Annotated in this window: 15 protein-coding genes and 1 riboswitch; of the genes, 5 read left to right on the forward strand and 10 right to left on the reverse strand. The window is 71.3% G+C overall.

The features are described from left to right. Positions 1–193: 193 nt before the first annotated feature. Positions 194–1,438, forward strand: coding sequence for an MFS transporter (locus OG226_RS14585; protein WP_329349185.1), 1,245 nt, complete (start codon positions 194–196; stop codon positions 1,436–1,438). Next, on the forward strand, positions 1,398–2,717 hold the full coding sequence (locus OG226_RS14590; protein ID WP_329349186.1) for a D-arabinono-1,4-lactone oxidase: 1,320 nt from the start codon (positions 1,398–1,400) through the stop codon (positions 2,715–2,717). The genes OG226_RS14585 and OG226_RS14590 overlap by 41 nt, the downstream gene beginning before the upstream one ends. Here OG226_RS14590 and OG226_RS14595 read toward each other — a convergent pair. Continuing rightward, entirely contained in the window at positions 2,641–3,375 is a 735-nt protein-coding gene (locus tag OG226_RS14595) for a hypothetical protein (RefSeq protein ID WP_329349187.1), read from the reverse strand. The genes OG226_RS14590 and OG226_RS14595 overlap by 77 nt on opposite strands. A gap of 481 nt (positions 3,376–3,856) precedes the next feature. Between OG226_RS14595 and sepH the strand changes: the two genes are divergently transcribed. Beyond that, positions 3,857–4,882, forward strand: a complete 1,026-nt coding sequence (gene sepH, locus OG226_RS14600) for a septation protein SepH (protein WP_328677964.1) — start codon at positions 3,857–3,859, stop codon at positions 4,880–4,882. A 67-nt stretch (positions 4,883–4,949) separates the two neighbouring features. On the opposite strand, the gene OG226_RS14605 is transcribed toward sepH, so the two are convergent. Then, a complete protein-coding gene (locus tag OG226_RS14605; protein ID WP_329349188.1) occupies positions 4,950–5,801 on the reverse strand; it encodes a sulfurtransferase in 852 nt (283 codons plus the stop codon). A gap of 321 nt (positions 5,802–6,122) precedes the next feature. On the opposite strand from OG226_RS14605, the gene OG226_RS14610 reads away from it, so the two are divergent. Then, positions 6,123–6,926, forward strand: a complete 804-nt coding sequence (locus OG226_RS14610; protein ID WP_329349189.1) for a VOC family protein — start codon at positions 6,123–6,125, stop codon at positions 6,924–6,926. A 72-nt stretch (positions 6,927–6,998) separates the two neighbouring features. On the opposite strand, the gene OG226_RS14615 is transcribed toward OG226_RS14610, so the two are convergent. The 4 genes from OG226_RS14615 to OG226_RS14630 form a co-directional block, all read right to left on the reverse strand. Beyond that, positions 6,999–7,646, reverse strand: coding sequence for a thymidine kinase (locus tag OG226_RS14615; protein WP_033283967.1), 648 nt, complete (start codon positions 7,644–7,646; stop codon positions 6,999–7,001). Between the two features lie 65 nt (positions 7,647–7,711). Further along, positions 7,712–8,956 carry an alkaline phosphatase family protein gene (locus OG226_RS14620; protein ID WP_328677971.1) on the reverse strand — a complete coding sequence of 415 codons (1,245 nt, stop codon included), beginning with the start codon at positions 8,954–8,956 and terminating at the stop codon, positions 7,712–7,714. Continuing rightward, a complete protein-coding gene (locus tag OG226_RS14625) occupies positions 8,956–9,552 on the reverse strand; it encodes a DUF5998 family protein (protein WP_328677973.1) in 597 nt (198 codons plus the stop codon). The genes OG226_RS14620 and OG226_RS14625 overlap by 1 nt, the downstream gene beginning before the upstream one ends. Before the next feature lie 57 nt (positions 9,553–9,609). Next, a complete protein-coding gene (locus tag OG226_RS14630; protein ID WP_329349190.1) occupies positions 9,610–12,468 on the reverse strand; it encodes a bifunctional acetate--CoA ligase family protein/GNAT family N-acetyltransferase in 2,859 nt (952 codons plus the stop codon). Positions 12,469–12,657: 189 nt separating this feature from the next. On the opposite strand from OG226_RS14630, the gene OG226_RS14635 reads away from it, so the two are divergent. After that, positions 12,658–12,939, forward strand: a complete 282-nt coding sequence (locus OG226_RS14635; protein WP_013000229.1) for an HPr family phosphocarrier protein — start codon at positions 12,658–12,660, stop codon at positions 12,937–12,939. Positions 12,940–13,101: 162 nt separating this feature from the next. Here the strand turns inward: OG226_RS14635 and OG226_RS14640 are convergent, their stop codons facing one another. The 4 genes from OG226_RS14640 to OG226_RS14655 all read right to left on the reverse strand — a co-directional run bounded on the left by OG226_RS14640 (position 13,102) and on the right by OG226_RS14655 (position 17,869). Continuing rightward, positions 13,102–13,797, reverse strand: coding sequence for a GntR family transcriptional regulator (locus OG226_RS14640; protein WP_328677982.1), 696 nt, complete (start codon positions 13,795–13,797; stop codon positions 13,102–13,104). Between the two features lie 188 nt (positions 13,798–13,985). Continuing rightward, on the reverse strand, positions 13,986–14,741 hold the full coding sequence (locus OG226_RS14645) for a M23 family metallopeptidase (RefSeq protein ID WP_328677984.1): 756 nt from the start codon (positions 14,739–14,741) through the stop codon (positions 13,986–13,988). 13 nt (positions 14,742–14,754) lie between these two features. After that, positions 14,755–14,914, reverse strand: a riboswitch (cyclic di-AMP (ydaO/yuaA leader). A gap of 214 nt (positions 14,915–15,128) precedes the next feature. After that, entirely contained in the window at positions 15,129–16,517 is a 1,389-nt protein-coding gene (locus tag OG226_RS14650) for a M16 family metallopeptidase (RefSeq protein WP_328677986.1), read from the reverse strand. Then, positions 16,514–17,869, reverse strand: a complete 1,356-nt coding sequence (locus tag OG226_RS14655) for a M16 family metallopeptidase (protein WP_328677988.1) — start codon at positions 17,867–17,869, stop codon at positions 16,514–16,516. The genes OG226_RS14650 and OG226_RS14655 overlap by 4 nt, the downstream gene beginning before the upstream one ends. Positions 17,870–18,109 lie beyond the last annotated feature (240 nt).

Genomic DNA, 18,109 nt, shown 5'->3' on the forward strand with positions numbered 1-18,109 from the left:
ACGGGGGTCGGGGCGGAGATCCGCTCGGGGATCGGGGCGGAGATCCAGGCGCCTCACGGGCGGGTGCATCCTGCTCGACCTGCTCGTAAGCTGTATCAGCCGCATTCGCACCTTACCGAGCCGTCGCTGCCCCTCACCGAGCCGTGATGGTTCCCCCCGAGCCGCCCCCGCTCCTTCCCGACCGGAGACCACCGTGCCCAGCCCCTATCGCGCCCTGTTCGCCGCACCCGGCTCCAAGGGCTTCTCCGCCGCTGGGTTCCTCGGCCGTATGCCCCTGTCGATGATGGGCATCGGCGTGGTCACGATGATCTCCCAGATCAACGGGCGCTACGGGCTCGCGGGCGCCCTGTCGGCGACCATCGCGCTGGCCGCCGCCGCGATCGGGCCGCGGATCTCGCGCTGGGTCGACCAGTACGGGCAGCGGCGGGTGCTGCGTCCGGCGACGCTCGTCGCGCTGACCGCGGCGACCGGACTGCTGCTGGCCGCGCGCTTCGAGTGGCCGGACTGGGTGCTGTTCGTGTGCGCCGCCGGGATCGGATCGGTGCCGAGCCTGGGGGCGATGGTCCGCGCGCGCTGGGCGGCCGTGTACCGGGGCACCCCGCAACTGCACACCGCGTACTCCCTGGAGTCCGTGGTGGACGAGGTGTGCTTCATCTTCGGGCCGATCATCTCCATCGGGCTGTCCACGACGTGGTTCCCGGAGGCCGGTCCCCTACTGGCGGCCTGTTTCCTGGCGGTCGGTGTCTTCTCGCTGACCGCCCAGCGCGCCACCGAGCCCGCGCCGCATCCACGCGCGCGTGGCGACAAGGGCGGTGGTTCGGCGCTGCGGACGGCCGGTCTCCAGGTGCTGGTGGCCACCTTCGTGGCGACCGGGGCGATCTTCGGGGCGGTCGACGTGGTCACCGTGGCGTTCGCCGACGAGAGAGGGCACAAGGGCGGCGCCAGTGTGGTCCTCGCGCTGTACGCGGCGGGCTCCTGCGCGGCGGGCGTCGTGTTCGGGCTGATGCGCTTCCGGGGAGCCCCCGAACGTCGGTGGCTGCTGGGCATATGCGCGATGGCCGTGAGTATGATCCCCCTCCTACTGGTCGGAAACTTGCCGCTTCTGGCCGTGGCGCTGTTCCTTGCGGGCCTGTCCATCGCACCCACGATGATCACGACGATGTCCCTCATAGAAGAGCACGTACCTCGCGCGAAGCTCACCGAGGGCATGACCTGGGTGAGCACCGGCCTGGCGGTCGGGGTCGCGCTCGGCTCCTCCGTCGCCGGCTGGGTGATCGACGCAGCCGGCGCGCGTGCGGGGTACGGGGTTCCGGTCGTCGCCGGTGCCGTCGCGGTCGTGGTGGGTTTCCTCGGGTACCGCCGGCTCAGCAGACCGGCACCGGGTCGGGGAGGCACCGTTGAGCACCACAGCGAGCGCGAAGAACGGCACGTGGCGTAACTGGGGCGGTACGGTCGCGTCGCGGCCCGCGCGGGAGGTCACGCCCGCCTCCGTGGAGGAACTGGCCGCGGCCGTACGGAGGGCCGGTGAGGACGGTCTGACGGTGAAGGCCGTCGGCAGCGGGCACTCCTTCACGTCGATCGCCGCCACGGACGGTGTGTTGATCCGCCCTCAACTGTTGACCGGGATCCGCAACATTGATCGTGCTGCCTTGACGGTCACGGTCGAGGCGGGCACCCCGCTCAAGAGACTCAACCTGGCTCTCGCACGCGAGGGTCTGTCGCTCACGAACATGGGCGACATCATGGAGCAGACGGTCTCGGGCGCGACCAGCACCGGCACGCACGGCACCGGCCGCGAATCGGCCTCGATAGCCGCCCAGATCAGGGGACTTGAGCTGGTCACGGCGGACGGCTCGGTGCTCACCTGCTCCGAGAAGGAGAACCCTGAGGTCTTCGCGGCCGCCCGCATAGGCCTCGGCGCCCTGGGCGTCGTCACCGCGATCACCTTCGCCGTGGAGCCCGTCTTCCTGCTCACCGCCCGCGAGGAGCCGATGACCTTCGACGAGGTCACCGGACGCTTCGACGAACTCTGGGCCGAGAACGAGCACTTCGAGTTCTACTGGTTCCCGCACACCGCGAGCACCAACACCAAGCGCAACAACCGCAGCGCGGGCCCGGAGCAGCCGGTGGGCAAGGTGGCCGGCTGGTTCGAGGACGAGTTCGTCTCCAACGGCCTCTGGCAGGTGGCCAACATGGTCGGCCGCGCGGCGCCCGCGACCATCCCGACCATCGCCCAGATCTCCACCCGGGCCTGGTCCACGCGGACGTACACGGACATCCCCTACAAGGTCTACACATCGCCCCGCCGGGTGCGGTTCGTGGAGATGGAGTACGCCGTCCCGCGCGCGGCCCTGGTGGACACGCTGCGGGAACTCAAGGCGATGGTCGACCGTTCGGACTTCAGGATCAGCTATCCGGTGGAGGTCCGCACCGCCCCGGCGGACGACATCGCCCTGTCCACCGCCTCCGACCGGGACAGCGCCTACATCGCCGTGCACATGTTCAAGGGCACGCCGTACCAGGCGTACTTCACCGCCGCCGAGCGCATCCTCACCGCGCACGAGGGCCGGCCGCACTGGGGCAAGGTGCACACCCGGGACGCGGAGTACTTCGCCGGGGTCTATCCGCGCTTCGGCGAGTTCACGGCGTTGCGGGATCGGCTGGATCCTGATCGCCGGTTCCAGAACGACTACTTGCGGAGGGTGCTGGGTCCGTAGCCGACGCGCTCGGCGTGGGGGTCGGCGTACCGCCGCCGTCCGAGGCGCTGGGCATCGGCGTCGGACTCGACGTCGTACCACCGCCGTCTGACGGTGCACCGCCGTCGGTCGAGCCGGATGACGACTCCGGGTCGGCCGACGAGCCGTTCGAGGAGCCGGACGGGGAATCGGCCGGACTCGGCTCATGGTCACCGGACTTCGGGGACGACGACGTGTCGTGGCCGGTGACGGCGGCGCTGACCGTGGTCCCCTTGCCACCGCTGAAGCTGTCGCCGGACACCAGCTCGTAGACGGTGATGCCGGTCATGGTGACCCCGAAGACGAGGGCCGCGGCGAGCAGCGGGCGCCGCCAACTGCTCACCCGCGCGCGGTAGACCGTGCCCTCCGTGAACTCCCCTGGGCGAGCGGGAGTTCGTGCCCCCTCCTCGGAGGTGACGGTCGCCTCCCGGAACTGTGCTCCGGTCCGGCTGAAGAAGTGCTGGAAGACGGTGCCTCCGGAGGTGGCTATCGCGCTCACGACGCCGGCGCCGAGGATCGTGCCGTAGACCCCGAAGTAGGAGGCGAGTTTGGCGGCCACCACCGCCGCGACCGCACTGCCGGCGACTTGAGGGACGCTCAGATCGATCCGCTTCTTGCTGACATCGGGCCTTGCACGCATTCCTGGACCTAGCCCCGCTTTCTCGCACTTTCTCGTACCTGATCAACCATCTGTACGACAAAGGGACGTACGGCCGAAACCAATAGTTCCGTTTCCGGCTATTGCGTGAAGTACGCCACTTTCAAGATCGCCCGGAGTCCACTCCGAGCCGCCAAGTCCCGCCCCCCGCAAGAAGTTGGGCGGCGTGCCAATCCACGCACGTGGTCCAAATGGAGTACTGTTGCGAGCCCTGGGCGCGGTCTCCTGCCAGGGCGTCCGCGGCCTCAATGGACCGCTCAGAGGGGGCCAGTTGCACAGGGTGACGTAGTTGGTCACTTAGCGTTGCGAATAGGTAACCGTGCCATAACGGCGAGTCAGGGCCCGTACCCGACACGCCGGGCAACTCGGCAAGGTTGTGGCAGGCTGCACCCGGGCAGGCCACACTCGACTAGCGGAAGCAGCGACGCACGTGACGTCGGCAGGCACCACCCGGGAGGTCCCCATGCCCGAACTGCGTGTCGTGGCCGTCTCTAACGACGGCACACGGCTGGTGCTGAAGGCTGCGGACAGCACGGAGTACACGCTTCCGATTGACGAGCGTCTGCGCGCCGCGGTACGCGGCGACCGTCCCCGCCTCGGCCAGATCGAGATCGAGGTGGAGAGCCATCTCCGCCCCCGAGACATTCAGGCACGTATACGTGCCGGCGCCTCCGCGGAGGAAGTCGCCCAACTAGCCGGTATCCCCGTCGACCGAGTACGGCGCTTCGAGGGCCCTGTCCTCGCGGAGCGCGCCTTCATGGCCGAGCGCGCCCGGAAGACCCCCGTCCGCCGCCCCGGCGAGAACGCGGGACCACAGCTCGGCGAGGCCGTCCAGGAGCGGCTGACGCTGCGCGGTGCCGACAGGGAGACCGTCCAGTGGGACTCCTGGCGCCGCGACGACGGCACCTGGGAAGTCCTGCTCGTCTACGTCGTGGCGGGCGAACCGCACTCGGCGAGCTGGACGTACGACCCGCCCCGGCGGCTCGTCCAGGCCGTCGACGACGAGGCGCGCTCGCTGATCGGCGAGTCCGACGACCTCTCCGCGACACCTGAGCCCAGCTTCCCGTTCGTGCCGCGGATCGCCCGGCTGCCGCGCGACCGCCCGCTGGACCGTGCCCTGGAGCGCCCGGAGCGTCCCGCGCTGCCGTCGCCCGAGCCGGTCGAGGAGAGCGAGCGCGACTCCCTGACCAGCCTCCTGGAGGCGGTACCGAGCTTCCGCGGCGACATGGTGGTCCCCGAGCGCCCCTCGGACCCCCCGGAGGAGCCCGCCGTAGAACCGGAAGAGGAGGAGCCCCCGGCTCCCGCGGCCTCGGCCGGTTCGGCGTACGCGGACGTCCTGATGCCCCGCTCCGTAGGGGCCCATCGCGACCGTCTCATCGGCTCCACCGACCGTCAGGCCGAGGCGGACGGTGTCCGTCCGGGCCGTAGAGCGGCCGTTCCGAGCTGGGACGAGATCGTCTTCGGGACGCGCAGGAAGAAGCAGGAGTAGCAGGACAGTTGCTCGTACGAGAGGGCCCGCAGCCGGTTCGGCTGCGGGCCCTCTCGTCATACGGGCGCTACTGGGGATCGGGACCCACGGCGACCGGCCGCTCCGGGTCCGCGGACCACTCCGACCAGGAGCCCACGTAGAGCGCGGCCGGAATGCCTGCCACCGCCAGGGCCAGTACCTCGTGGGAGCCCGAGACGCCGGAGCCGCAGTACACGCCGACGCCCGAACCCTCCGTAGCGCCAAGGGACTTGAAGCGGGCGGCCAGTCGCTCCGCGGGGAGGAAGCGGCCGTCCGTGCCCACGTTCTCGTTGGTCGGCGCGGACAGGGCCCCCGGGATGTGGCCGCCGACCGGGTCGATCGGTTCCACCTCGCCGCGGTAGCGCTCCCCCGCGCGGGCGTCGAACAGGACGCCGGTGCGGGCGAGGGCGGCGGCTCCGTCGGCGTCCAGGAGTTCCACGGCGCCCGGTTCGGGGGTGAAGTCGCCCTCGGCCGGTGTCGGCGCGGCCGTCTCAAGAGACCCCTCCCAGGAGGGAAGCCCGCCGTCGAGGACCCGCACGTCCGGGTGACCCGTCCAGCGCAGCAGCCACCACGCGCGTGCCGCCGCCCAGCCCTGGCCGCCGTCGTACACGACGACCGGACGGCCGGCCGACACGCCCGCGTGGCGCATCGCGGCGCCGAAGCGCGCGGTGTCCGGCAGGGGGTGGCGGCCGTGGGCACCGGGGGCCGAGGCGAGTTCCTGATCGAGGTCTACGTAGACGGCACTTGGGATGTGCCCGGCCGCGTACTCGGCGCGGCCGTCGAAGGGCGGCTCACCTGCGGCCTTCGCGACGCTGAGCTGCCAGCGGACGTCGAGCAGGACCGGCGGGTTCGTCCCGGCGAGATCGCTCGCCAGTTCGGATGCGGAGATGATGGCGTTCATGGCCACCATCCTCGCGCAAGGGGTGGCCGTCGCGTCCAGGTCCGACTACTGTGCTCGGCCGGACAGCCTCGATCACGAGGCGTACGGGAACGAGCACATGCTGTACAGCTGATGGACACCCCTCGGCAATCATCCGGAAACGGACGAGTGGCCGCAGATCGGTCATCCTCTCCACGTGAGCCGCCCGTCGACGGCGCGGCCGGGGCGCGGTGCGTCACGGGGGGTGCGAGCATCGGCACGGGGCGTGCACGCGGCTGCGGCACGCGGATCCGCACTGCGGAAGCGATACGGCCTCCGCGAGGGGCCTAGGAGAAGGTGACGATGACCGAGGCACGGGGGTCGGCCGGCCTGAACGGCGACACGCACACTCGGCGTACGCAGGGCTCACCCTGCTGGGTGAGTCTGATGGTGCACGGGATGGCCACGACCCAGGAGTTCTACGGAGAGCTGTTCGGTTGGGAATTCCAACCCGGTCCCCAGCAGCTCGGCCCCTACGCGCGGGCCCTGCTGGACGGGCAGGAGGTGGCCGGCATCGGGCAACTGCCGCCGGACCGGCATCTGCCCATCGCGTGGACGCCGTATCTCGCCTCGGACGACGTCGACCAGACGGCCGAGACGGTACGGATGTGCGGCGGCACGGTCGGGGTGGGCCCCCTGGACGCGGCCGAGGCCGGCCGGCTGGCGATCGGCTCCGACCCGTCGGGGGCGGTCTTCGGCATCTGGCAGGCCTCCGACCATCTCGGCACGATCCTCACCGGCGTCCCCGGCACACCCGCCTGGAACGAACTGCTGACCTCCGAGACCGCGAGCGTCGCCAAGTTCTACGAGGCGGTGTTCGGCTACGAGGAGGTACCGGTGGCCTCCGCCGACCTCGACTACGTCACCCTGCACCTGGACGGCCACCCGGTCGCCGGCATCCACGGCATCGGCACGGCCCTGCCCCGCGACCGGGGCCCGCACTGGATGACGTACTTCGAAGTAGCCGACACGGACGAGGCCCTGCGCCGCGTCACGGACCTCGGCGGCCACACCCTCGAACCACCCCACGACAGCCCCCACGGCCGCGTGGCGACGGTCGCGGACCCCGAGGGCGCGATGTTCTCGGTGATCGAGGGACCGCGGTAGCCCTCCGGGTGCGGTGCGGGCAGTTCGACAGTGCTGCCGGACGACGTCGGCGAGCAGCAGGTGCCCCGAGCCCTACGCCGACGTCATCGGCAGCACGTCAGGTGACAGCGCCGCCGCGCGCGCCGTAGCCGCCGTCATGCGGCGGCGGTGGTGGCGGCGGCACAGGACCTCGTAGCCGACCGCCTCCGCCTGGTTGACGTCGCCCACGACGACCTGGGCGCCCTCGACGACCATTTCGCCGCCTATGGTGCGGGCGTTGTGGGTGGCGCGGGCGCCGCACCAGCAGAGGGCCTCGACCTGGAGGACCTCGACGCGGTCGGCGAGTTCGACCAGGCGTTGGGAGCCGGGGAAGAGCTTGGAGCGGAAGTCGGTCGTGATGCCGAAGGCGTAGACGTCGAGGCTCAGGTCGTCGACCACGCGCGCGAGTTGGTCGATCTGCACCGGTGCCAGGAACTGTGCCTCGTCGGCGATGACGTAGTCCGCCCGGCCGCCCTGGGAGAGGTGGTCGACGACGTACGCGTAGAGGTCCTGCTCGTCCTCGACTTCCACCGCGTCGGTGACGAGGCCGAGGCGGGAGGAGAGCTTTCCCTCGCCCGCGCGGTCGTCCCGTGTGAAGATCATCCCCGCCAGGCCGCGCGCGGAGCGGTTGTGCTCGATCTGGAGCGCCAGGGTCGACTTCCCGCAGTCCATCGTTCCGGAGAAGAACACCAGCTCGGGCATGGGGAGTTGAGCACCTTTCGGCGGAGAGGGGGGCGCAGGAGGAGAGTGCGGGGGACGGAGGGACCTCAGGAGCGTACTTCGAGCAGGGGGACGAACTGCTCGGCAGGGGTCATCGAACCGTGGTTGCCGACCATCGCCGACTCCTTCGGCTCCCGCTCGGACGCGACGATCAGGACGTCGTCGCGGGCCGCCGCGATCACGTCGCCGAGGCGGTCGTAGACGCGCTCGTCGATGTGCGGGCCGAACCAGCCCGCCGCGATCGCCTCGTCCCGCGAGGCGATCCAGAACTGCTCGCCGAGGACCTCGCGCCAGCAGGTCAGCACGTCGTTCTCGGCGCCCCGCACCGCGTACACGTGGCGGGCGCGGCCCTCGCCGCCGAGGAGGGCGACGCCGGCGCGCAGCTCCCAGTCCGCGTCGAAGTCGATGCGGTGCTCCTCGTCGAAGGGAACGTCGATCATGCCGTGGTCGGCGGTGACGTACAGCGCGCTGCGCGGCGGGAGTTGCTCGGCGAGGCGCTGGACGAGCCGGTCGACGTACATGAGTTGACCGCGCCAGGTGTCGGAGGCGACGCCGTGGCGGTGGCCGGCGCCGTCGAGTTCGGCGTAGTACGTGTACACCAAGGAGCGGTCCCCGGCGGCCAGTTGCTCGGCCGCGAGGTCCATGCGCTCCTCGCCGGTCAGCCGCCCGTGGAACGTCCCGCCACTGAGCGCGACCTTGGTCAGCGGGGTGTTCTGGAAGGTGGGCGAGGAGACCTGCGCGGCGTGCACGCCCGCGTCCTGGGCAAGTTGGAAGATCGTGGGGTACGGCTGCCAGACCCCCGGCTTGGTCCACGGCTGCCAGCGCAGCTGGTTCATCAGCGCGCCGGTGTCCGGGTTGCGCACGGTGTAGCCGGGCAGGCCGTGGGCACCGGGCGGCAGGCCGGTGCCGACGGAGGCGAGGGAGGTCGCGGTGGTCGCCGGGTAGCCGGCGGTGAGCGGACGTCCGGTGCCGCCGCGTGAGCCGCCGAGCAGCGCGTGCAGGTACGGCGCTTCGTCGGCGTGGTCCTTGATCTGCTCCCAGCCGAGGCCGTCGATCAGGAAGACACAGTTGCGGTCGGCCGGGGTCAGCTCCGGGATCGCCGCGGTCGTACCGGGTACGCCCATGCCCGCGGCCAGCGTGGGCAGCAGGTCGGCGAGGGAGCCGGAGCCGTACTCGGGAACGGGCGCGGACTCGACGGCGAGGGGCTCGGGGTGGTCCCAGGTCGCGGAATCAGGAGGGGTGGGCGCGGAGCGCCCTCGATCATGGGCGGCGGGGGGAGACGGGTGGGACATCAGCGCGGAACGTCCGCGGTCGCCTCGGAGAGCGACTGCGCGAAGGCGAGGGTCTGCTGGACCGTCTCCGGGCCGTCCCCGGCCTCGCTGACGCGCAGGCTCAGGTCGTCCGCCGTCGAGTTGCCCGTGTAGCCGTGGTCCGCCTCGCAGTTGGGGTCGCCGCAGGCGGCCGGCTCCAGGTCGATCCGGGCGACGGCACCCCAGCCGATGGTCAGCACGACCTCGCGCGGCAGCGTGCCCGGCGTGTACGACTCCGGGTTGGCGACCACGCGGCTGAGCACCACGGACGAGATCCGGCTGAGCTTCACGGACTCCGTGGACGTCGTCGCGTACGGCGTCGGGGAGGTACTGTCGGCTGCCTGCTCGTCGGTGTGGCTGACGATGAAGCGGTTGCCGGTGAGGACGAGCACGGTCACGTGCCGACGCACCTCGTTCTGGTCGAACGTGGTCTCCTGGTGGACCAGGAACGACCGGATCGGCTCGCCGCCCACGGCGGCCTCCACCGCCTCGGCCACGAGGGCCGGGTAGTAGCCGCTGCGCTCGATCGCCGCACGCAGCCCCTGGGTCGTCGTACTGGTCTTGGCCATGACGTCCATCCTACGGTGGCGCACTGACTGCGAGGCACCGCCGAGCACGGTCTCGTCACAGCTGTCTCAGTACACGGGAAGCGTCCTCGGGCCGAGGTCGTCGCGGGCCGGCGGCGGGGAGAGGCGGACGGAGGCACCGAGCACGCTGAGTCCGTGCGCGGCCACGACGACCGGCTCCAGGGTCACGGCGACGACCTCGGGATGATCGTCGACCAGCCGCGACACCCGCAGCATCAGCTCCTCCAGGGCAGGCGTGTCGACCGGCGTCGAACCGCGCCAGCCGAACAGGAGCGGCGCCGTCCGGATCGACCGGATCAACGACCCGGCCTCCCGGTCCGTGACCGGAATCAGCCGGTGCGCGGTGTCCCCGAGCAACTGCGAGGCGGCTCCGGCGAGCCCGAACGACAGCACGGCCCCGGCCGCCGGATCGATGACGGCCCGTACGACGGTGTCGACCCCGCGCGGCGCCATCCGCTGCACGACCGGCCGCAGTTCCTCCGGCTTCCCGAACAACTCGCCCAACTCGGCGTACGCCCGCCGCAGTTGGTCCTCGTCCGCCAGATCCAGTCGTACGCCGCCCAGGTCGGCCCGGTGTCGCAGGTGCGGGGCGGTGGCCTTGAGGGCGACCGGGTAGCCGAGGGTGCGGGCGGCCTCGGCGGCGGCGTCGGGGGTGGGCGCGGGCAGCGCGCGGTGGACGTCGACGCCGTACCTTCCGAGCAGTTCGCACGTCTCGTCGACGCCGAGGGTGAGGCCCTGCCCGCGCGCGAGGAGGCCGCCGATCAGCCCGGCGGCGCCCTTCTCGTCGATGTCCTCGAACTCGGGCACCCGGCCCGGGTCGGTGGCCTCGCGCCGCCACTGCGCGTACTTCACGGCTTCGGCGAGGGCCCGGACGGCACGCTCGGCGGCGGGGAAGGCGGGGATCAGCCCGCCGCCTTCGGGGGCGGGCATCGCGGTGACGGACTGCTCCGGCTCTACGGCGCTCCGTCGGGGTGGTCCTTGCGCGGGGCGGGACCGGTCGGCGCCCTCCTCGGCGCCGGGTGCCTTGGCAGCGACCTGTGGTGCCGTGCTCATCGCGGCGGACAGCGCTTCGGCCAGCCCGCCGAGCTCCACGTGCACCACCAGGACCGGCTTCCCGGGAACCGCCGCCGCGGCGGAGCGCAACGCCTCCGCCAGCGCCGCGTCCTCGGCCGGCCCCTCCCCCACCGCGGGTATCGCGGTCACGACCACCGCGTCGCACGAGTCGTCGGCCAGCGCGCCCGACAGCGCCCGGTGAAAGTCCGCCGCCGTCGCCGCGGTCGTCAGGTCCACCGGCGGCGACGGCCGCAACCCCTCGGAGAGGCAGGCGTCGTAGGTCAGCAGTCCGAGCGATTCGGAGTTCCCGACGATCGCCACCCGGGGCCCGCCGGGCAGCGGCTGGCGCGCCAGGAGCAGCCCTGTGTCGACCAGTTCGGTGATCGTCTCGACGCGGATCACCCCGGCCTGGCGGAGCAGCGCGGACACGGTGGCGTGGGGCAGTCGCGTCGCCCGTACGGCGTGTCCCTGGGGGGCGGATCCGGCGCCCTGGACGACGACCAGCGGTTTGGCCGCAGCGGTGCGCCGGGCGAGGCGGGTGAACTTGCGGGGGTTGCCGATGGACTCCAGGTACATGAGGGCGACGTCGGTGTCGGGGTCGTCGTACCAGTACTGAAGGACGTCGTTGCCGGACACGTCCGCGCGGTTGCCGGACGAGACGAACGTGGAGACGCCGGTGACTCCGGTGACTCCGCCGCCGCGCCGGTGCAGGCGGGACAGCAGGGCGATGCCGATGGCGCCGGACTGGGCGAACAGCCCGATGCGGCCGGGGCGCGGCATCTCGGGGGCGAGGGACGCGTTCAGCCGTACGTCGGCCGCGGTGTTGATGACCCCGAAGGCGTTCGGTCCGATGATGCGCATGCCGTACGTGCGCGCGTGGCGCACGAGTTCGCGCTGACGCTCGCGTCCCTCGGGGCCGCTCTCGGCGTACCCGGCGGTGACCACGACGAGCCCCTGCACCCCGTGTTCGCCGCACTCGGTGACGACTTCGGGGACGTGCTCGACCGGAACGGCGACGACCGCGAGGTCCACGGGGCCCTCGATGTCGCGCACCGAGCGGTACGCCGGCACCCCGTCGAGGTCCTTCCGCTCCTCGGGGAACGCCTTGTTCACGGCGTACAGGCCGCCGGTGAAGCCGGCGTCCCTGATGTTGTCGAGAACGCTGCGGCCCACCCCTCCGGGGGAACGACCGACACCGACGACGGCGACCGAGCCGGGCACCAACAGCCGCCGTACGGACCGCGCTTCGGCCCGCTGCTCCCGCGCGCGCTGCACGGCGAGGGACCTGTCGGTGGGTTCGAGGTCGAACTCCAGGCGTACGACGCCGTCCTCGAAGCTGCGCTTCTGGGTGTAGCCGGCGTCCGTGAACACCTTGATCATCTTGTTGTTGGCGGGCAGCACCTCCGCGGCGAAGCGGCGGATGCCGCGCTCGCGGGCGACGGCCGCGATGTGCTCCAGGAGGGCGGAGGCGACACCCCTCCCCTGGTGCGCGTCCTGCACCAGGAAGGCGACCTCGGCCTCGTCGGCCGGGGCGGTGGCGGCACGCCCGTCGGCACTAATGCGTTCATAGCGTACGGTGGCGATGAACTCGCCGCCGACGGTGGCCGCGAGTCCCACCCGGTCCACAAAGTCGTGGTGCGTGAAGCGGTGGACATCCTTGGCGGACAGGCGCGGATACGGCGCGAAGAAGCGGTAGTACTTCGACTCGTCGGAGACCTGCTCGTAGAAGCTGACCAGGCGATCGGCGTCGTCGACGGTGATGGGCCTGACGCGCGCGGTACCCCCGTCGCGCAGCACCACGTCGGCTTCCCAGTGGGCGGGGTACTCGTGCCGGTCCGACGAGGTCTGCTGCATGGGGCCCAGCGTACGGCTCGCGTCTGACAACGGCGCGAGGCAGTCTGTGGGTGAAAAGCAGCGAGGGGAAGTCGGGCCGAGGCCGCGGTCCGACGACTCGCTCCGGACGGTCCACGGGACCGGTCCGGGCTCGCTTCACGTGTGGGAAACTGGTCTAGACAACCCTGAGACTCTGAAGGGCAGCATCACATGGCTGAGCGCCGCGTCAACGTCGGCTGGGCGGAGGGCCTTCACGCCCGCCCCGCCTCCATCTTCGTCCGGGCCACCACGGCCTCGGGTATCCCCGTGACGATCGCCAAGGCCGACGGCAACCCCGTCAACGCGGCCTCCATGCTCGCGGTTCTGGGCCTGGGCGCCCAGGGCGGCGAGGAGATCGTCCTCGCCTCCGACGCCGAGGGCGCGGACGCGGCCCTCGACCGACTGGCGAAGCTGGTCGCGGAAGGTCTTGAGGAACTCCCCGAGACCGTCTGAGCACCACCCAATTGAGGGTTGCGGTGCTTTTGGCCCAAAACCCGGTGCACCACAACCTCGAAGGGCTCGTCCGAATTACCGGGCGAGCCCTTCGCAATTCCACTTGTGGGCAGCATGAATAATCCCCCGCGAATTAGCCTCTCTTTGTATACGGCGCCCGTGTTAATGCCGCAGACCCGACATGTTTACGGGAGGTTGCGAAGTCCTCACACGGTCCGCGCCGTTCGCCCCGCCGGGAAAGCGCAGCCGGTGCGCGGTGCCCGCGCGCTCGGTGTGCAGGGCGGTGATCGCCCGGGCGCGCTCGCTGTCGCCGCGGGCCACGGCGTCCACGATGGCCCCGTGCTCCGCCCAGGACTCCACGGGGTTGGCCGGGGCGTCCACCGCGTACATCCAGGCGATCTTGTGCCGCAACTGGGTCAGCATCGAGGTCAGCGCGGGGCTCCCGGAGGCCTGTGCCAGCGTCTCGTGGAACCAGCTGCCCAGGGAGCGCAGATCCTCGCTGTTGCCCCGCCTGGCACGCTCCTGGCCCAGCCTGACGAGGCCGCGCAGCACCTTGAGGTGGGCCTCGGTGCGCCGCTGGGCGGCCCGCGAGGCGCCGAGCGGCTCCAGCAGCATGCGCATCTCCAGCAGGTCGGCGGCCTCCTGCTCGGTCGGTTCCGCGACGCACGCGCCCGCGTGCCGCCGGGTCACGACGAACCCCTCGGCCTCCAGCGTGCGCAGGGCCTCCCGGACGGGGACGCGCGAGACCCCGTACCGGCGCGCGAGGAGTTCCTCCGTGAGCCGGCTGCCGCGCTCGTAGACACCGGCGACGATGTCGTCCCGGATCGCCGTGCATACCGAGTGCGCCGGAATACGCATGTCCGACCTCCGCCTTAATCCCCGTGAAACGTCGACGATTGACGTGTGTTCCGTGACTCTATTGCAATGAGCGGGAATTTCCGATGGCGGGCCGGAATCCATGGATATTTTTTGGACAGGAGGGCTCCGGAAACACCGAAAGCCCCGGCCGGGCGGGCCAGGGCTTCGGGAAGTGCGGCGGTACGTCGTCAGACGTTCACGCCGTGCTTGCGGAGGTAGGCGACGGGGTCGACGTCGGAGCCGTACTCGGCGGTCGTGCGGGCCTCGAAGTGGAGGTGCGGTCCGGTCACGTTGCCGGTCGCCCCGGAGAGGCCGATCTGCTCGCCCGGGGTGACCGTCCGGCCGACGGAGACACCGATGGACGACAGGTGGCCGTACATGGTGTACATGCCGTCGGCCATCTTGATCACCACTTGATTGCCGTACGAGCCGCCCCAGCCGGCCTCGACGACGGTGCCGGAACCGACCGCGTGCACGGAGGTACCGGTCGAGGCGTGGAAGTCGATGCCCGTGTGGGCGCCGGAGGACCAGAGGGAACCACCGGTCTTGTAGCCGGTGGAGACGTACGAGCCGGTGACCGGTGCGACGAAGGTGTTGAGCTTCTTGCGCTCGGCGGCACGGGCCGCGCGCACCTCGGCCGCGCGCTCCGCCTTGGCCAGTGCGGCGGCCCTGGCGCGGGCCTCTTCCTTGGCGGCCTGCTCGGCCGCGGCCTGCTGCTGGGCGGCGGCCTGGGCGTCGATCTTCTCGGCGACGGCGTCGCCCATGGCGATGACGGGGGTGAGGCCGGTCTGTTCCACGGCGGGCTCCGCGGCGAACGCGGGGGCGCTCGCGAGGGTGCCGACGACGCCGGTGGTGGTGAGGGCCGCGACACTGGCGACACGAACGGTGGTGCGGTGGGTCCGGCTCGGGCGACGGTGCTTCCCGGTGGCGCGGGTGAACGCCATGAAGTGGGTGGTCCTTTCCTTCCTTCTCGCCTACCGGGTTAGCTGACGGGTTCGGAGCAGGAAGGTCTCCTACGGACCCCCTCGCTCCACGCGCGGGCGTCCGATTCACCCCAGGGACATGGGTCCCCGGCTCCCCTGGCTCGCGCCGTACGGGGACTCGGCGATGACTGTCCGGTGCCGCGAGTGCGGCGCGGTGCCTGACGGACAGCCGGACCGACGCTAAGGGGGGCCACTTTCAATCCCCAAACGGATCACGGTTTTTGTTGCACATGCCACAGGGCAGACAGGCAACCTCTCCCCCAATTCGGACAATAGGGGGCCCTGGTGACTCTTCAGTCACCAGGGCCCCCACGCGCGCGTGCCGCTGTTCGGCTCGCTACGGGTCGTCTACTCGGCCGGGACGACGGTCACTTCGCCGATGCCGAGAGCCTCCACGGGCTCCTTGATCTGCTCCGCGTCGCCGACCAGGATCGTCACCAGACGGTCCACCGGGAAGGCGTTCACGACCGCCGCGGTGGCCTCCACGGTGCCGGTCGCGGCGAGCTGCTGGTACAGCGTCGCCTGGTAGTCGTCGGGCAGGTGCTGCTCGACCTGGTCGGCCAGCGTGCTCGCGACGGCCGCGGCGGTCTCGTACTTGAGGGGCGCCACCCCGACGAGGTTCTGTACGGCGATGTCCCGCTCGGCGTCGGTGAGTCCGCCCTCGGCGAGCTTGCGGAGCACCGTCCACAGGTCGTCCAGCGCGGGACCGGTGTTCGGGGTGTCCACGGAGCCGCTGATGGCGAGCATCGAGGCGCCCGTGCCGTCGGGTGCCGAACGCAGCACCTGGCCGAACGCCCGCACGCCGTAGGTGTAGCCCTTCTCCTCGCGCAGGACGCGGTCCAGGCGGGAGGTGAGGGTGCCGCCGAGGCAGTACGTGCCGAGCACCTGCGCGGGCCACACGCGGTCGTGCCGGTCGGCGCCGACGCGGCCGATGAGCAACTGGGTCTGGACGGCGCCGGGACGGTGCACGATCACGACCCGCCCGGTGTCGTCGGCGGTCACCGGCGGCACGGGACGCGGCTGTGCGGCGGAACCCGTCCACGATCCCAGGGTGTCGGCCAGGAGCGCGTCCAGGTCGATGCCGGTGAGGTCGCCGACGACCACGACGGTGGCCGTCGCGGGCCGGACGTGCCGGTCGTAGAAGGCGCGTACGGCCCCGGAGTCGATCTTCTGGACGGTCTCCTCGGTGCCCTGGCGCGGACGCGACATGCGTGAGGTCGCCGGGAACAGCTCCTTGGAGAGCTCCTTGGCGGCGCGGCGGGACGGGTTGGCCGTCTCGTGCGGGATCTCGTCGAGGCGGTTGCGGACCAGCCGCTCGACCTCGCTGTCCGCGAAGGCGGGCGCCCTGAGCGCGTCGGAGAGCAGACCGAGGCCCTTGGCCAGGCGCGAGGCCGGGACCTCCAGGCTCAGGCGCAGCCCCGGGTGGTCCGCGTGCGCGTCGAGGGTGGCGCCGGAGCGCTCCAGCTCGGCGGCGAACTCCTCGGCGGAGTGCTTGTCGGTGCCCTCGGAGAAGGCCCGCGCGGTGATCGTGGCGACACCGTCCAGGCCCGCCGGTTCGGCCTCCAGGGGCGCGTCAAGGAGCACCTCGACGGCGACGACCTGCTGGCCGGGGCGGTGGCAGCGCAGCACGGTCAGGCCGTTGCCCAGCGTCCCGCGCTCCGGGGCCGGGAAGGCCCACGGCCTGGCCTCGCCGGCCTGGGGCTGCGGGTGGAATTCCATCGTGGCGAGCTCGGTCACTTGGCCGCCTCCTCGTTCTCGTCGCCGGCCTCTGCTTCGTCATCCTCGTCCGCGAGCGGCTCGTAGACGAGCACCGCGCGGTTGTCGGGGCGCAGACGGGCCTTCGCGACCTCCTGCACCTCCTCCGCCGTCACGTCCAGGACGCGCTGTACGGCGGTCAGGGCGAGCTGCGGGTCGCCGAACAGGACGGCGTACCGGCACAGTTCGTCGGCGCGGCCCGCGACCGTGCCGAGCCGGTCCAGCCACTCGCGCTCCAACTGGGCCTGGGCGCGCTCCATTTCCTCGGCGGTGGGGCCCTCCGCGGCGAACCGGGCGAGCTCCTCGTCGATGGCGGCCTCGATGACCGGCACCTCGACGTCACCGGACGTCTTGACGTCCAGCCACCCCAGGGAGGGCGCCCCGGAAAGCCGCAGCAGGCCGAAGCCGGCCGCGACGGCCGTACGGTCGCGCCGTACAAGGCGGTTGTAGAGGAGCGAGGACTCGCCGCCACCGAGGATGGTGAGGGCGAGGTCGGCCGCGTCGGACGCGCGCGTGCCGTCGTTCGGCAGGCGGTAGGCGCACATCAGGGCGCGGGCCGGGACCTCCTCCTCGACGACCTCGCGCAGTTGACCGCCGATCACCTCGGGCAGCGTGCCGTCGCGGGGCTCGGGCTTGCCGTCGTGCGACGCGATGGACCCGAAGTACTTCTCGATCCAGGCGAGCGTCTGCTCGGGGTCGATGTCGCCGACCACGGACAGGACCGCGTTGTTGGGCGCGTAGTAGGTGCGGAAGAACGCGCGCGCGTCCTCCAGGGTGGCCGCGTCCAGGTCCGCCATCGAACCGATGGGCGTGTGGTGGTACGGGTGGCCCTCCGGGTAGGCGAGGGCGGTCAGCTTCTCGAACGCGGTCCCGTAGGGCACGTTGTCGTAGCGCTGGCGGCGCTCGTTCTTGACGACGTCGCGCTGGTTCTCCATGGACTCCTCGTCCAGGGCGGCCAGCAGGGAGCCCATGCGGTCGGCCTCCAGCCAGAGCGCGAGCTCCAACTGGTGGGTGGGCATGGTCTCGAAGTAGTTCGTGCGCTCGAAGCTGGTGGTGCCGTTGAGCGAACCGCCCGCGCCCTGCACCAGCTCGAAGTGGCCGTTGCCCTTCACCTGTCCGGAGCCCTGGAACATCAGGTGCTCGAAGAGGTGAGCCAGGCCGGTACGCCCCTTGACCTCGTGGCGGGAACCGACGTCGTACCAGAGGCACACCGCCGCGACCGGGGTCAGGTGGTCCTCGGAGAGGACCACGCGCAGACCGTTGGCCAAGCGGTGTTCGGTCGCTGTCAGACCGCCGGACCCTGCCTCGGCGGTGGCCGTGTGACCCATGGGCATGTACGTCCCTTCGATCGCGGATTCTCTGGCTGGAACCGCAGAAATCCTGCTCGTCCCGCCACTGTATGCAAGCGTGCGGACCGTCGGCGAAGTTCCCGGCGGACGTACGCCGAGAGCGAGATCGCGTAGCCTGCGGGCAGTCGCACACGTGGACTCACGCGGCAGCCGCCGGCGACGGACCCGAGCGGGCAACGCCGGGTCCTGGTCCGCGTTGTCAGTGCCGCGGTCCACAATGGTTCA

This window comes from Streptomyces sp. NBC_01261, assembly GCF_036226385.1.
GTDB lineage: Bacteria > Actinomycetota > Actinomycetes > Streptomycetales > Streptomycetaceae > Streptomyces.

Excerpts from the sequence above, each read along its gene's own strand:
- OG226_RS14595 (WP_329349187.1), bottom strand. The coding sequence starts at position 3,375 with ATGCGTGCAAGGCCCGATGTCAGCAAGAAGCGGATCGATCTGAGCGTC.
- sepH (WP_328677964.1), top strand. The coding sequence starts at position 3,857 with ATGCCCGAACTGCGTGTCGTGGCCGTCTCTAACGACGGCACACGGCTG.
- OG226_RS14605 (WP_329349188.1), bottom strand. The coding sequence starts at position 5,801 with ATGAACGCCATCATCTCCGCATCCGAACTGGCGAGCGATCTCGCCGGG.
- OG226_RS14610 (WP_329349189.1), top strand. The coding sequence starts at position 6,123 with ATGACCGAGGCACGGGGGTCGGCCGGCCTGAACGGCGACACGCACACT.
- OG226_RS14615 (WP_033283967.1), bottom strand. The coding sequence starts at position 7,646 with ATGCCCGAGCTGGTGTTCTTCTCCGGAACGATGGACTGCGGGAAGTCG.
- OG226_RS14620 (WP_328677971.1), bottom strand. The coding sequence starts at position 8,956 with ATGTCCCACCCGTCTCCCCCCGCCGCCCATGATCGAGGGCGCTCCGCG.
- OG226_RS14625 (WP_328677973.1), bottom strand. The coding sequence starts at position 9,552 with ATGGACGTCATGGCCAAGACCAGTACGACGACCCAGGGGCTGCGTGCG.
- OG226_RS14630 (WP_329349190.1), bottom strand. The coding sequence starts at position 12,468 with ATGCAGCAGACCTCGTCGGACCGGCACGAGTACCCCGCCCACTGGGAA.
- OG226_RS14635 (WP_013000229.1), top strand. The coding sequence starts at position 12,658 with ATGGCTGAGCGCCGCGTCAACGTCGGCTGGGCGGAGGGCCTTCACGCC.
- OG226_RS14640 (WP_328677982.1), bottom strand. The coding sequence starts at position 13,797 with ATGCGTATTCCGGCGCACTCGGTATGCACGGCGATCCGGGACGACATC.
- OG226_RS14645 (WP_328677984.1), bottom strand. The coding sequence starts at position 14,741 with ATGGCGTTCACCCGCGCCACCGGGAAGCACCGTCGCCCGAGCCGGACC.
- OG226_RS14655 (WP_328677988.1), bottom strand. The coding sequence starts at position 17,869 with ATGCCCATGGGTCACACGGCCACCGCCGAGGCAGGGTCCGGCGGTCTG.